The organism is Ruegeria sp. CL3, from assembly GCF_056536505.1.
Genome location: NZ_JBQFPT010000002.1, coordinates 270,466 through 283,860, shown reverse-complemented (window position 1 = coordinate 283,860; position 13,395 = coordinate 270,466). Strand labels below are relative to the sequence as shown.

Annotated in this window: 17 protein-coding genes; 7 read left to right on the top strand and 10 right to left on the bottom strand. The window is 58.5% G+C overall.

The genetic code is table 11. The features are described 5' to 3' along the window. Positions 1-2: 2 nt before the first annotated feature. The 3 genes from ACR0NO_RS03725 to ACR0NO_RS03715 all read right to left on the bottom strand — a co-directional run bounded on the left by ACR0NO_RS03725 (position 3) and on the right by ACR0NO_RS03715 (position 1,697). The gene (locus ACR0NO_RS03725) at positions 3-695 is read right to left on the bottom strand and encodes an EI24 domain-containing protein (RefSeq protein ID WP_480723019.1); all 693 of its coding nucleotides are present in this window, start codon (positions 693-695) and stop codon (positions 3-5) included. Further along, positions 692-1,270: a nitroreductase family protein gene (locus ACR0NO_RS03720; RefSeq protein WP_480723018.1), complete on the bottom strand. Its 579-nt coding sequence runs from the start codon at positions 1,268-1,270 to the stop codon at positions 692-694. Before ACR0NO_RS03720 ends, ACR0NO_RS03725 begins: the two co-directional genes overlap by 4 nt. 187 nt (positions 1,271-1,457) lie before the next feature. Further along, the gene (locus ACR0NO_RS03715) at positions 1,458-1,697 is read right to left on the bottom strand and encodes a hypothetical protein (RefSeq protein WP_170460576.1); all 240 of its coding nucleotides are present in this window, start codon (positions 1,695-1,697) and stop codon (positions 1,458-1,460) included. Positions 1,698-1,817: 120 nt separating this feature from the next. Between ACR0NO_RS03715 and ACR0NO_RS03710 the strand changes: the two genes are divergently transcribed. The 4 genes from ACR0NO_RS03710 to ACR0NO_RS03695 all read left to right on the top strand — a co-directional run bounded on the left by ACR0NO_RS03710 (position 1,818) and on the right by ACR0NO_RS03695 (position 3,488). Then, positions 1,818-2,519 (top strand): M48 family metallopeptidase, encoded by a 702-nt coding sequence (locus tag ACR0NO_RS03710; protein WP_480723017.1) that lies wholly within the window; start codon positions 1,818-1,820, stop codon positions 2,517-2,519. Continuing rightward, positions 2,516-2,884, top strand: a complete 369-nt coding sequence (locus tag ACR0NO_RS03705; protein WP_480723016.1) for a YigZ family protein — start codon at positions 2,516-2,518, stop codon at positions 2,882-2,884. Before ACR0NO_RS03710 ends, ACR0NO_RS03705 begins: the two co-directional genes overlap by 4 nt. Before the next feature lie 68 nt (positions 2,885-2,952). Then, positions 2,953-3,204: a DUF6455 family protein gene (locus ACR0NO_RS03700; protein WP_170374740.1), complete on the top strand. Its 252-nt coding sequence runs from the start codon at positions 2,953-2,955 to the stop codon at positions 3,202-3,204. A 14-nt stretch (positions 3,205-3,218) separates the two neighbouring features. After that, on the top strand, positions 3,219-3,488 hold the full coding sequence (locus ACR0NO_RS03695) for a DUF6455 family protein (protein ID WP_170468240.1): 270 nt from the start codon (positions 3,219-3,221) through the stop codon (positions 3,486-3,488). A gap of 23 nt (positions 3,489-3,511) precedes the next feature. On the opposite strand, the gene ACR0NO_RS03690 is transcribed toward ACR0NO_RS03695, so the two are convergent. Continuing rightward, entirely contained in the window at positions 3,512-3,754 is a 243-nt protein-coding gene (locus tag ACR0NO_RS03690; protein WP_170689272.1) for a CDGSH iron-sulfur domain-containing protein, read from the bottom strand. A gap of 229 nt (positions 3,755-3,983) precedes the next feature. Between ACR0NO_RS03690 and ACR0NO_RS03685 the strand changes: the two genes are divergently transcribed. Both ACR0NO_RS03685 and ACR0NO_RS03680 read left to right on the top strand, forming a co-directional pair. Further along, positions 3,984-4,169 carry a hypothetical protein gene (locus tag ACR0NO_RS03685; protein WP_425085163.1) on the top strand — a complete coding sequence of 62 codons (186 nt, stop codon included), beginning with the start codon at positions 3,984-3,986 and terminating at the stop codon, positions 4,167-4,169. Between the two features lie 139 nt (positions 4,170-4,308). Beyond that, entirely contained in the window at positions 4,309-4,665 is a 357-nt protein-coding gene (locus ACR0NO_RS03680) for a diacylglycerol kinase (RefSeq protein ID WP_170689273.1), read from the top strand. 36 nt (positions 4,666-4,701) lie between these two features. Here the strand turns inward: ACR0NO_RS03680 and ACR0NO_RS03675 are convergent, their stop codons facing one another. Both ACR0NO_RS03675 and rimO read right to left on the bottom strand, forming a co-directional pair. Continuing rightward, positions 4,702-5,025, bottom strand: a complete 324-nt coding sequence (locus tag ACR0NO_RS03675; protein WP_480723015.1) for a hypothetical protein — start codon at positions 5,023-5,025, stop codon at positions 4,702-4,704. Between the two features lie 118 nt (positions 5,026-5,143). After that, complete coding sequence (gene rimO / locus ACR0NO_RS03670) at positions 5,144-6,532, bottom strand: 30S ribosomal protein S12 methylthiotransferase RimO (RefSeq protein WP_480723014.1); 1,389 nt, start codon at positions 6,530-6,532, stop codon at positions 5,144-5,146. Positions 6,533-6,629: 97 nt separating this feature from the next. Between rimO and ACR0NO_RS03665 the strand changes: the two genes are divergently transcribed. Continuing rightward, the gene (locus ACR0NO_RS03665; RefSeq protein ID WP_480723013.1) at positions 6,630-8,573 is read left to right on the top strand and encodes an AsmA family protein; all 1,944 of its coding nucleotides are present in this window, start codon (positions 6,630-6,632) and stop codon (positions 8,571-8,573) included. 28 nt (positions 8,574-8,601) lie between these two features. On the opposite strand, the gene ACR0NO_RS03660 is transcribed toward ACR0NO_RS03665, so the two are convergent. Genes ACR0NO_RS03660 through ACR0NO_RS03645 form a run of 4 tightly spaced genes read right to left on the bottom strand, consistent with a single transcriptional unit; the run spans position 8,602 to position 13,158 of the window. Next, positions 8,602-10,098, bottom strand: a complete 1,497-nt coding sequence (locus ACR0NO_RS03660) for a phosphomannomutase/phosphoglucomutase (protein ID WP_480723012.1) — start codon at positions 10,096-10,098, stop codon at positions 8,602-8,604. Positions 10,099-10,113: 15 nt separating this feature from the next. Next, positions 10,114-10,947 carry a 3-deoxy-8-phosphooctulonate synthase gene (gene kdsA / locus ACR0NO_RS03655; protein ID WP_170643115.1) on the bottom strand — a complete coding sequence of 278 codons (834 nt, stop codon included), beginning with the start codon at positions 10,945-10,947 and terminating at the stop codon, positions 10,114-10,116. A gap of 5 nt (positions 10,948-10,952) precedes the next feature. Further along, the gene (locus ACR0NO_RS03650) at positions 10,953-12,521 is read right to left on the bottom strand and encodes a capsule biosynthesis protein (protein ID WP_170555819.1); all 1,569 of its coding nucleotides are present in this window, start codon (positions 12,519-12,521) and stop codon (positions 10,953-10,955) included. Then, positions 12,499-13,158 (bottom strand): ATP-binding cassette domain-containing protein, encoded by a 660-nt coding sequence (locus ACR0NO_RS03645; RefSeq protein WP_170460627.1) that lies wholly within the window; start codon positions 13,156-13,158, stop codon positions 12,499-12,501. Before ACR0NO_RS03645 ends, ACR0NO_RS03650 begins: the two co-directional genes overlap by 23 nt. Positions 13,159-13,395: the final 237 nt, after the last annotated feature.

Sequence of the window (13,395 nt, the reverse complement as noted above, 5' to 3'; positions counted from 1 at the left end):
CCTCAGGTGTCCGAAAGCTTGTGGTAGATATGGGTGAACGTGGCCGCCCCGAGGATCGGGATCACAAGGTTCACCAAAGGAACGGAAAGCGGGATTGCCATAAGCGTTCCTGCCGCCCAGATGGTGGTGACGTGTTTGGCGCGTAGCTTGCGTGCCCCGTCACGGCCCAAACGGCGCATGGCAGCCAGCGTAAAGTACTCTCGACCCAGCAGAAACCCGTTCATCGCCCAGAAAATGAAGGGCGCGAAGGGTGGGAAGATCGCGTAGAGGATCAGGGCCAGAATATTGGCCAGGATCAGAACGCCCAAAAATCCCAACGCATCCATGACGGCCTCGGAGACCGGTATCCTTGGGGCTTTGGGCAGGGTTGGATAGTGCTTGTCCTCAACGGCCTGGGCCACGTCCTCGAGAAAGATCGAGGTGATGGCCGAGGCGACCGGCACCATCAGGAACACCGGCAACACCAGCACCAGTAAAATACCCGAGTAGTTCAGCACGTCGTTCAGCCACGAAACCGTGCCGACGAAAGGCAGTGAAATCTCGTTGCCGGATAGCGAATTGATGAACCAGATCGCGCCCGCGCAGGCTAGGATCAGCAACAGGATTGTCAGCCCGATACCCCGAAACAGGACAGAGCGGAATTTTGGGTCTCCGATCTGACCCAGCGCTGCAAAAAACGCGTTGAGGATGATCATTCCGCGACCCATTCCGTCAGGGCGGCAACATCAGGCCGTGGACGCTCGGGCGGGGCGCTGCCTTCGGTGGCGATATGAATCAGGCCTGCGACGCTCTCATTGTCGGCCAGCCCAAATGCCTTTTGGCAGAAGGCACGGTCATGGGTCTGCCAGCCGGACAGCCAGTTGGCGCCCCATCCTGCGGCCAATGCCGCGTTCAACAACGCCAGACAGACCGCTCCCGCCGAATAGGTCTGTTCGATGGTGGGGATTTTCTCGGACGGTTTCTGAACCTCGATCACGGCCACCGCCAGATGTCCCAAATCGAACTGGCTGCGCGCCTTTGCGATGTCTTCGGGGCTTTTGCCCAAAGCGGTGCCGCAGTCCTCGGTCAGGCTGGCCAGACGCGCCATGGCGCCTTTTTCCAGCACGATGAAGCGCCAAGGCTCAAGCTTGCCATGATCAGGGCTGCGCGCGGCTGCGGTCAGCAGCGGCAACAGCTCATCCCGCGTCGGAGCCGGAGCGATCAGCGTTTTTGCCGGACGAGAGCGGCGCACCTGCAGAAATTCCAGCGCGGCGGGGTTTTTCAGGGACATATGTTAACTTCCTTTACATCAGCGGTTTGTATTTTGGTTGCCACGGCTTGGGTTTCAAGGGGCAGGACAAGGTCGCTGGGTCTTTTCCGCCCGGTCGATGCGTCCTGCGGAAAAGGAGTTTGAATGGCTACACTTGGGATATCTAAGGCATCGGCGTGTCGCCGTCCATGCGCGCGCTCTGGGGGTCTTAATCCTGCGTTTCGCGAATCTGATAGACGCCTTCGGGCAGGTCCAGCGCGGCTGCCAGATCACGCACCTGTTCAGGCGACAGCGTTATTTTCTGGACCTCACCGGTGCGGGGATCAAATTGCTCCAGTGTCACGCATTCCGCGAAGCTGTTGATGACAACGTCCTCGTTCAAAGGCTTGTCGCCTTCATCCACCAGAGTAATCACCGTCGAGTCGAATTCATGCTCAATCGAAAACATGAGTTCAGAGTGCGCGCGACCGCCTCGCAATGCAAGTCGTTTGGGCGCGATCCGGGTATGGTCGTGCCGTCACGCGCGCGCTATGTTCCCCTTAAGGCCTGACCGCTTGAAGGAAACGTGATGCGTCGACTCATTCTTCTGGTGATTGCACTGTTTCTGGCGGCATGCAGCGCAGAAACCCTGCGTGAGCAATCCGTCGCCGAGTGGGAGGCCTCGGACGCGCCCGTGACGGTTGAGACCTTCCGTGAGGTGAGCCAGGCAATCGGTGACGAAGCACGCGCGCAATGTCTGCGTACCTCAAAAGGGCAGAACTGCGACTTCCGGATTCTGGTAGACTTGAACCCCAAGGCTCCGGCCAATGCGTTTCAAACACTGGACGACAAAAACCAGCCGGTGATCATTTTTACCCGCTCGATGATCCAGTCTGCCCAGAACGCGGATGAGCTGGCCTTTGTCATGGGCCATGAGACGGCGCATCACGTTCTGAGTCATATCGCCCGTCAAAGCGAAAACGCCAGCGCCAGTGCCGCGAAATTCGGAGACTTGGCGCGGCTTCGCGGCGGCAGCGACGCCGAGATTGAAGAGGCGCAGAAACTGGGTGCTAAAGTGGGTGTGCAGGCCTATGTCCAGACCTTCGAGCTTGAGGCCGATCAACTGGGTACCATCATTACCTATAATGCCGGATATAACCCTCTGGTCGGTGCCAAGTATTTCGACCGCATTCCGGATCCCGCTGACAAGTTCCTCAGCACACATCCGCCCAACGCGCAGCGCGTGCAGATCGTTCAGGAAACGGCCCGGCAGCTTGGATTGACCCAATGACGGACGTGTTTCGGATGGGGGTCGTCCTGACGGATCGGGGCTCGAAATACGCGGTCTCGGGCGCGCATGTCGAATCGCGGGCCAAGATTGATGCGGTGCTGGACGCGCTGCGTTCGGACAAAAGCTATGCCAAGGCCACGCATAATACATGGGCGGCGGTTTTGCCGACTGGCGGGCTAAAGGCCGATGATGGCGAAAGCGGCGCTGGCATGGTGATCCTACGTATGTTGGAGCGTGAGGGGCTGCGCAATCACGTGATCATCGTCACCCGCTGGTATGGCGGCAAGAAACTGGGCGGAGACCGCTTTCGTCGTGTTCAGGACGCCACGCGCACCTATCTGGACCGGATCAGCGCCCCAATTTGACCTGAATCAAAGTCCTATGGTCCATGCTTGCTACCCTGTTTGCCAGCGCGACAGGGAAAGGACGCAACATGCCCAGCCTGAAATCACTGCGATTGCATGCCGGTTTGGTGGACGACATGGCAAACATGCTGGATGTCGATCTGGAGGAAGCCACTATCCGGGGCGATGTGTCTATGGACCAGCTTTCAGACGCAGTACTGCGCTGCACCGATTGCCCTAATCCCGACAATTGCCAAACGCTGCTGGCTCAAGCATCGTCTCTAGGCCGGACCCCTGAATATTGCCGCAACCGAGACTTGCTGCACAAACTGATGCCCTAGAGCGGGTTAGTGGGATGCCGCATCTGGGAAACATCATGACCCATTTCCGTCTGGTCCTGCGCATGGGGCAGACAACCGGTGCAGACCTTGTTCATGCGCATCGGTCCGGTAAGCTCAGCCAAGAGGAATGGGCCGAGATGATCCAGTTCTGCCGGGGGTGCTCATCTGCGCAGGATTGCCCCGAATGGATGGATCGGCAGGCCGCGGGCACAGACGCACCGCAGACCTGTCCGAATCGGGCGAAATTTGCCGCGCTCAAGGCCGCGCAAACAGAACAGGCCTGAAGTCTCAGGACCTGAAATGCCTTTCAGAGCTTGGAATGCGACCCGTCGCACAGGGGTTGCTTGGACGTATGTTTACACCCACAGAAGAACACCTTTTTGCTGGCCTCAGCGGTGTATTTGACTGGCTCGAACGTGCTGCCTTTGTGGGAGCCATCGCAGAAAGGTTGCCGCTTAGACTGGCCGCAGGAGCACCAGAAATAGCTTTTCCCTTCTTCGACCTCGACGGGAATGGGCGAGTCTTGGGCGATGATCGGGGATTGAGACATTTGGCTACTCCGTCCTTTGGCTGATGTCTGAAAAAAGTCTAGGGTTATGTTTCGAAAAAGGTAGCCTGTCTTGGCGAGTAGGTCGCAATTTGCTGGTCATGCTGGCATGGAATCGCTGCGTTTCACGGTTTTGTGATTGATTCTGTTGCCAGATTGCTTGTCAGCCCGTATTCTGGTCGTGGCCCCGAAAATTGGGCAATATCAGCAAAGTAATAAAGGAATGATGGACATGAAACTGAAGTTTGCCGCCGTTGGTGCGTTTGCTCTGATCCTGACTGCTTGTGCGCAGCAGGAAGAACCGACCCCAGTATACGTTCAGCCGAGCTATGATAAAGCTGGCACACCAAGCTGCCCGGGCGGGTATCAGCTGGCAACAACCGAAGCAGGCCAGACTGTCTGTGACCCGATACAATAAAGGTTTTGCAGGCGGCCCCAATGCGGGCCGTCTGCACATCAAACGAAGTGGATGCCGCCCTTGGGGCGGTTTTTTCTTGCCCATTGCACTGCGCTTGCCAACCCTTCAGAACGGCACGAAAGCAATCGCCCGAGGACCCATGCTCAATTTCTTTTCCCGCCTAAAGGACCGCACCAAATGGAGCTGGCAAGGATTGGTCGCCACCTGGCGGGATGAGTATTCTTTTCGCGTCTGGGGCTATGCCAACCTGATCTCGGCGGTGCTTGCGGTGTGGCTGCCGATCAGCGGGGCCGAGCGTGCGTTGATCCTTGTCATGGGCGTCCTCGTGCTCGTGGCCGAGCTGTTCAACACGGCCATCGAGCGGGCGGTCGACTATACCTCGACCGACCATCATCCGCTGGCGGGACAGGCCAAAGATGCTGCGAGCGCAGCTGTTGCATTGACAGCGATTGCCGCTGGGATTGCCTGGGCCGTAGCGCTGATCGGCCTGATCTAGACCGCCTTAAGCTACGCTTGAAACGCCGTGGAGCGCTCAGCGAAACCTGCGATGTATCCTGTGGCGCAGACCAAATGATCTGTGTTTCAGATGCCGCGGCCTGTGATGCTTGAGAACCAGTTTACGACGCGGATGCAGGACACGCTTGCCCAGTTTGACCTTGTGTTTGAGGACCGGAGCCGCGTGATGCCAGTGAACAAAGTGTTTGCTGCGCGTGTAAATCACCAGCTTGTTGCCACCGACTGACAAGATCGTGACCGCGCCGCTATGCGCGTGCTGCGCCGCGACCGGAGGCGCCAGCATCATGGCCGCCACCGCCAGCAATTTGAAATGCGATGAAATCTTCGGAAACCGAAACATGAAACCCTCCAACCCGTGTCGAGTTCAGCATCGCGGCTTTGGCGGGCAAGCGCCAATAAACTCGGCTCACGCTTGCCCCAGCTTATTTGTAGTTGTCAGATCTTAGGGTTAGGGGTGTTCAAACCCGTTTGCCCCACAAGTCATACTCACCCGCTTCATCGACCTCGACCGTAACGAGGTCTCCGGGTTTGAGGGTTTCGAACCCCTCATCAATGAAAAGGTTGCCGTCAATCTCGGGCGCGTCGGCCTTGGTTCGGCAGGTGGCGGCCTCGTCATCGACCTCATCCACGATGACCTGGAGGGTCTGACCGACCTTGGCTTCCAGTTTGGCTTCAGAGATCGCCTGCGCTTTCTCCATGAAACGGTCCCATCGGTCCTGCTTGACCTCAGGGGCCACATGATCGGGCAGATCGTTCGAGCGCGCGCCATCAACGTTTTCGTACTGAAAACAGCCAACACGATCCAATTGCGCTTCGTCCATCCAGTCCAGCAGGGTCTGGAATTCAGCCTCGGTCTCGCCCGGATAGCCGACGATAAAGGTCGAGCGCAGAGTGATGTCCGGGCAGATCTCGCGCCAGGCTTTGATCTCATCGAGTGTTTTGGCGGCTGCGGCCGGACGGGCCATGCGCTTCAGCACATCCGGGTGCGCATGCTGAAAGGGGATATCCAGATAGGGCAGCACGTTGCAGCCCGCATCTGCCATCAGCGGGATCAACTCGCGCACATGCGGGTAGGGGTAGACATAGTGTAGCCGAATCCAGGCATCGAGCTGCCCCAATTCGCGCGCCAGATCGGTGATATGGCTGCGCACCTCGCGGTCCTTCCACGGGTTCACATCGTATTTCCGGTCCAACCCATAGGCCGAGGTATCCTGACTGATCACTAGCAACTCGCGCACGCCGTTGTCGACCAGCTTTTCGGCCTCGCGCAGCACCGCATGGGCCGGACGGCTGACGAGCTTGCCGCGCATGTCGGGGATGATGCAGAACTTGCACTTGTGGTTACAGCCCTCCGAGATCTTGAGATAGCTATAATGCCGCGGAGTCAGCTGCACCGAGCTGGCGGGCAACAGGTCCACGAATGGGTCCGGATCATGCGGCACCGCCACATGAACTGCGTCTAGAACCTGCTCGTATTGATGCGGGCCGGTGACCGCCATGATGCGCGGGTGGTGTTCCCGGATATAGTCCGGCTCTGCCCCCAGACAGCCAGTAACGATGACCTTGCCGTTTTCGACCAGAGCCTCGCCGATGGCGTCCAGAGATTCGGCCTTGGCGCTGTCCAGAAACCCGCAGGTGTTCACAATCACGGCATCGGCCCCGGAATAATCGGGTGAAATGCCGTACCCTTCGGCGCGCAGCCTGGTCAGGATGCGCTCGCTGTCTACCAGCGCTTTGGGGCAGCCCAATGAGACCATACCAATGGTCGGCTGGCCTGAACGCGGCGTGTCGGTGATCCGGGCAGACGGGGCAAGGTCGGGGCGGAGGTTTGGCGGATTGCTACTCATGCGGCCGCATATAGTTTGGATTGGTTCCCCTTGCAAATGCAGCCGTGGGTTTGAATGATACCAAAAACACAAGCCAAAAAAGGCGGAGAGCAGTTCGATGAAATGGCTGATACGTACCCTGTTCATCTTGGTGGCCGTTGTGGGCCTTGTCGTGGGCGCGCTTTTGTTGATGCCCGGCGACAAGCTGGGGGCGCTTCTGGCTGAACAGGTCAAGGCGGAAACGGGGCGTGAGCTGACCTTCTCGGGCGATGTGTCGATCTCATTCTGGCCCGTTCTGGGCCTCGAAACCGGGCCGGTCACCTTCGGCAACGCTGATTGGGCGGGGTCTGAGCCGATGCTGAGCGCTGAAAGCCTGTCTTTCGGTGTGGATGCGGCGGCGCTGTGGGCCGGCGAGATCCGGATCAAACGGGTCTTTGCCGACAGCCCGGTTCTGCGGCTGGAATATGCCAACGGGCGCGGAAATTGGGAGCTGACCGCAACTACGGCCGCCACGACAGGTGGAGGAACAGCGCCCGCGCCTCAGGCGACGCAACCGATCACGCTCGACCGGCTGGAACTCAGCAACGCGCGCCTGATCTTTGTCGAAAACGGCGCGACCAAGTGGAATTTCCGGGACGTAAACCTCTCGGCGCAATGGCCGGATGTCTCGGCCCCGATGATCATGGAGGCTAATATGGCCGTGCCCGGTGGCACTGTTCAGGTAAATCTGAAACTGCCTGATCTTCCAGCCTTTGCCTCGGGCGGCGCGGCACCTCTGGTGCTTTCGATGACAGTGCCGGGCGGGCGTATCGCCTTCAACGGGCGGGCCACCATCGAAGGAGAGATGGACGGCAAGACCGAAGTCAAGACCAGCAATACCGACGCCATGCTGGCCGCGTTCGGGCAGGCGGGTGTGTCGGTGCCCAATGGTCTGGGGCGTGTGGCAGACGTGTCGGGGCAGATGACTTACACGCGGGACGGTCGCATCTCTTTGCGAGACATGACCGCCGTGTTGGATCACAACCGGTTTGATGGCGAGGCCGATATCGTGATTTCAGACCCTCCGCAGATCACAGCCCGGTTGCGGGCGGGGGATTTGGATTTTTCAACCTTTGCAGACACCGTCGATACAGGATCCGGAGGTGGAGGGGCCCCTGCCAGCGACGGATGGTCGACGACACCCATCGACGCGTCGGCGCTGGGTTTGGCGAATGGCTCGATTCGACTCACCGCGTCCTCCATCGCCGTGCCGGACATGACGCTTGGACAAAGCGACCTGACGCTCAACCTCGACCGGTCGCGCGCGGTTCTGAAAATGCAACCTGCGACCCTGTTTTCCGGGCAATTGAATGGTCAGGTGGTGGCCAATAATCGCAACGGCCTGTCCGTCGGCGGAAACTTCAAGGCTGAAGGAATCGACGTACAGCAGGCCCTGTCAACGCTCGGAGGGGTCGAACGGCTGACGGGAACGGCCTCGGCCTCGCTGGAGTTTCTGGGCGTGGGACAAACCGAAGACGCGATCATGCGGTCGCTGTCCGGGAAGGGCGATATTGCGGTCGGGAAAGGCGTGATCTCCGGCTTCGACCTGAACCGGCTGATGGGGCGCGGCGAAGGCTCCGGAGGGACCACGGTGTTCAACAGTCTGACGGCCAGTTTCACCATGGATGGCGGCAATCTGACGAATAACGACCTCCTCATGTCGCTGGACAATTTCAGGGCGGATGGCGCGGGACGCGTCGGGATCGGCGCGCGCGATATCGACTATCTGTTCACGCCGGTCGCATTGCGCGCCAACTCAGGCGAAGGCATCGCTGTGCCTGTGCGTATTGTCGGCCCGTGGAACGACCCTTCGATCCGTCCGGACCTGACAAAGGTCATCGAGGCAGCGGCAGAAGGGAAGCTGAAAGATCTGGAGAACGACGCCAAAACTAAGGTTTTGGAAAAGGTCGGGTCAGAGCTGGACTCGACCATCACAGACACTGATCAAATCGAGGACGTGCTGAAGGACAAGCTAGAGGAGGAAGCCAAGAAAGGCTTGCTCAAGCTGTTCGGAGGGGATTGATCGGGGCGCGCATCGGCGCCCCTTTCTTTTAGATCGTTTGGTCGTAGTCGCCGACACCCGGCTCGGTCCGGATGACAGAATCGATGTCGGCAAAAATCGCCCGCATCTCTGCTTCGCTTTCGCTGCTTTCGCAGACAACCACCAGATTGGGGGTGTTTGACGAGGCTCGCACTAGGCCCCAGCTGCCATTATCCAGAATGACACGTGCACCGTTGACGGTGACGACCTCTTTGATCGCGCGGCCCGCGAAGCTATTGCCTGCGTCGGCCTTGGCGACCAGCTTGTCCACGAGGCGCTGCAGGATATCGTATTTCTCGGTATCCGCCGCGTAGGGCGACATGGTCGGGGTGGACCACGTCTTGGGCAGGGCCTTGCGCAGGTCGGACATGCTCTGACCCGGGTTGCGGTCCATCAATTTGCAGATTTCCACCGCAACGCGCATCCCGCAGTCATATCCGCGCCCAACAGGCTCGGCGAGGAAGTAGTGGCCGGATTTCTCAAACCCTGCGAGGGCTCCGATCTCTTTGACCCGGCGTTTCATATGGCTGTGGCCGGTTTTCCAGTAATCTGCCTTGACGCCAAGGGCCTGAAGTTCCGGGTCGCTGGCAAACAGGCCGGTTGATTTTACGTCGGCCACGAAGGTCGCGCCGGGATGCAGCTTGGCCAGATCACGCGCCATGATGACACCGACCTTGTCGGCAAAGATCTCTTCGCCCTCATCATCAACCACACCGCAGCGATCGCCGTCGCCGTCAAATCCCAAGGCCAGATCGGCACCGCTGGATTTCACCGCATCCGCCATGTCATGCAACATCTCCATGGCTTCGGGGTTCGGGTTGTAGTTCGGGAACGTGTAGTCGAGTTCGTTGTGACTGGGCACAACTTCAACACCGATCCGCTCAAAAATCTCGGGTGCAAAGGCAGCGGCAGTGCCATTACCCGTGGCGCACACCACCTTGAGCGGGCGGGACATTTTGAAATCGCCGACCAGATCGTCGATATAGGCCTCTTTCACGCCTTCGACGAATTCGTACGAGCCGCCTTCGCGCGCCACAGTCTGGCCATTCAGTACGATGTCACGTAGTTCGGACATCTCATCCGGGCCGTGGGTCAGCGGGCGGTCGAAACCCATTTTAACCCCGGTCCAGCCGTTTGGGTTGTGGCTGGCGGTGACCATCGCCACCGCCGGAACATCCAGATGGAATTGCGCGAAATAGGCCATTGGGCTGAGGGCAGGGCCGATGTCCTTCACCTGAATACCGGCCTGCATTAGGCCAAGGATCAGCGCATTTTTTATGGCCAGAGAATAGTCGCGGTAGTCATTTCCGACCGCAATGACCGGCGCGATGCCGCGTTTGTGCATCTGAGTACCGATCCCCAGACCAAGGGCGGTCATGCCCGGCAGGTTGATCTCATCAGGGTATTTCCAGCGTGCATCATATTCGCGGAACCCGGTGGGTTTGATCATCGGGTCGCGCAGAAAGCTCCAGGTGTTTGGGGTCACCTCGGGAATAGGTTTGGTCATTACAGGTCTCAATCGTCAAATCTGAATCGGGTTCGCTTTTGCCAGCGCATCAAAACGCATCAATGTGTCAACAAGATGAGGCATCTGATCCAACGGGATCATGTTGGGGCCATCAGACGGTGCTGTGTCTGGGTCCTGATGAGTTTCAATGAACACTGCTCCTATCCCCAGCGACACCGCGGCGCGCGCCATCACCGGCGCAAACTCGCGCTGCCCACCCGAGGAGCCACCCTTGCCACCCGGCTGTTGCACCGAATGCGTCGCGTCCATCACGACCGGATAGCCCGTCTTCGCCATTTGCGGCAGGCCCCGCATATCGGCCACCAGAGTGTTGTATCCGAACGAGGTTCCGCGCTCTGTCAGCAGAATGTTCTGGTTGCCGGTGCTTTCAATCTTGTCGACGATGTTGCCCATTTCCCAAGGGGCGAGAAACTGGCCTTTTTTGACATTCACGGCCTTCCCAGTTTCGCCCGCCGCCAAAAGCATATCGGTCTGGCGGCACAGAAAAGCTGGGATCTGCAGAATATCAACGGCGTCGGCCGCGATGGCGCATTGGGCTTCGGTGTGGACATCGGTCAGCACCGGAATGCCCATGGTGCTGCGGATGTCATCCAGAACCTTCAGCCCTGCATCAATCCCCATGCCGCGCTTGCCGGACAAAGAGGTTCGGTTCGCCTTGTCATAGGATGCCTTGAATACATACTGAGCCCCGGCCGCGTCGCAGGCTTCTTTCATGGCGCCCGCGATCATCTGGGCATGGTCTGCCGTCTCAAGCTGGCAGGGGCCGGCAATGATGGTCAGCGGAAGGTCATTGCCGACCGTCAGGTCGGAGATTTTTACATGTTTCATGTGTCTTACGAGGATACCTGTTCACGAAGGACCGACGCGGTAAGCGAGATCATCAGGTAGATACCAGCAAACAACAGGAAAGCCAAAATCGTATTTTCGAACTTTCGGGGATAGGTCGGATCCTGCGCTTCAACGGGGTTCACCGAGACCGTCAGATACCGCACTTTGCGGTTCGCCTCGGACCGTGTGGTTTCCATTTGTTGCATTGCCGTTTGCAGCATCATGTCACGCGCTGCCAGATCAGCCTGCGCCATCTGGATTCGGACGCTCAACCGCGCCAGCGAGTTTTCGCCTGCGGATGCATCCAGCATTTCGGCGTTCAACTCGGCTAGGACAACTTCCAGGCGGGCGATATCGGCACTGACCCCGTCGACCTTGGCCTGGTTTGGGCGGCGATTGTCCTGCAGGGCAGCCAGTTCCAGCTCTTTATCCTGAATGGCAACCTCGATCTCATTGATCCGACCGCGTAGACCGGCGATGACGTTTTCAGGGTCCAGCAAAGCACCCTGCAGCTGCAACTCGATTAGTGCCTCCTGCGCCTTACGCCGCTCTGATTGGGCCGCCTCGAACCCTTCGCGCGCGTCGCGCATCTGATCCTCGCGCTTAAGGCCGGACAGGCTGTTAATCCGCTCCTCTGCATAAGAGATCAGGCGTTGCGATAGTTCTACGGCGATTTCAGGTTCGGGGGCTGCGACTTCCATCCGAACAATCCCGTCGCTTGGGTCATATCCGATGGTCACCATACGTTTGTAAAGCTTGTGGGTGTCTTCCAGACTGGCGTCCTGAGGCAGCCTCTGGATCGGGTCGATCCATTCCTGCTTGAAGATTTGGGAAAAGCCCATGTCGCGTTCCAGACGCTCTAATGCGTCCTTGGATTCGAGAAACTCCTGGGTGGAAACCGAATCCTGCGCGGTTGCATATTGGGTTCCGCTCAACAGGCCGCCAATTGTTCCGCCACCGCCGTCCGCTTGCAGGATCGAAAAGGCCGAATCGCTGGCATACATCGGCGTTGCCTCGCGATAGAAATAGTAGCCAACTACAAAAGTGGGCAGAAAGACGAACACCGCAAGCCGCGCGAACAATGCCGCCAGTTTCTTTTTTCGGCGGAGCGCGATGTCCTTCTGGATCTGACCGATTTCGCGATCGCGCCGCTCGGCCGGGCTCATCTCAGGTCCGGGTAGGGTCTGAGGAGCCTCGCTCACCGGTTGCGGCAACTGGACGGGTGCCGTTTCGTCACTCTCCGTTTTCGCCGAAGCATTGGCCGAGGCAAGCTCCAGCAGATTGCTGCGCCGGAATGGATCAATGCCCTTCTTGCGTAGCAGGCGTACCGCGTCATAGTCCGAGGTCGCGGCCAGTCCGTGTTTGCTGGCCAGACGCCGGGCGATACGCAATTGCCGACCGGTCAGGCCCTCGCGCTTGATATCGTCCAGCTCGGTCCCGGGCTGCGTTTCGCCTGACGAGGCCTGCGTTGCGCTGCGGATGCGCGCCATGGCGTCCGAGCGGGCCTCGGGCGAGGTGTCTGATTGCGCCTTGTGGCGCCAGTTGTATTTTCTAACCTTGGGTTTCGTAGTCATATAACTGCTTTGCCTCTTCCAAGGTTTCAAACATGCGCAGCTGGCCGTCGACCAAAACGGCCGCCTGTTTCACGAATTTTTCCAGCGTTGCGGGGCTGTGCGATACGATGACCAGCGTTGTCGTGCGTAGCCTTTCCTGCAAGATTGCGCCGGCCTTATGGTTGAATTCCACATCCGTGGACGCGGGCATGCCCTCATCAATCAGGTACATGTCGAAGTCCAGTGCCAGCATCAGTGCAAAGGTGAATCTGGCCTTCATGCCCGACGAATAGGTGGCGAGAGGTTGGTTGAAATACTCGCCCAGACCGCACAGCCAGCTGCAGTAGGCTTCGACATAGTCGGGGTCCATACCGTAGATTTTGGCAATATAGCGTGCGTTCTCCAATGCAGACATCTTCGAGGAGACACCACCGGTAAACCCCATCGGGAAAGACACCTTGCACTCACGCCGGATGACCCCTTCATCGGGCTTTTCCAAACCTGCCATCATATTGATCAGAGTGGTTTTTCCCGTCCCATTCGGCGCAAGCACACCCAGCGACGTCCCGAGTTCGACCCGGAACGAAGCCCGGTCGAGGATCACCTTGCGGCGCGTCCCCGTCCAGAAGGATTTACTGACATTTTCGAACTCAAGCATGCTTGGCCTGCTGCTCAATCCTTTGGTTTGATCGCTCTTTTTGGCGAGCGTTTGGATGCGAAGTCTATCGTTTCATGTTGGCTACATTATGTCGAATTATGAAACAAATGATCAATGCACCTTCGCAAAGTGCAGATCACATCGTGGCAAACATCGACACGAAAAGATGTTTTGGCGGCAAGTTCGAGGGTGGCTATCATCCTTTGATTCTCACGATTTCGGGGCAAGACAGCGGCT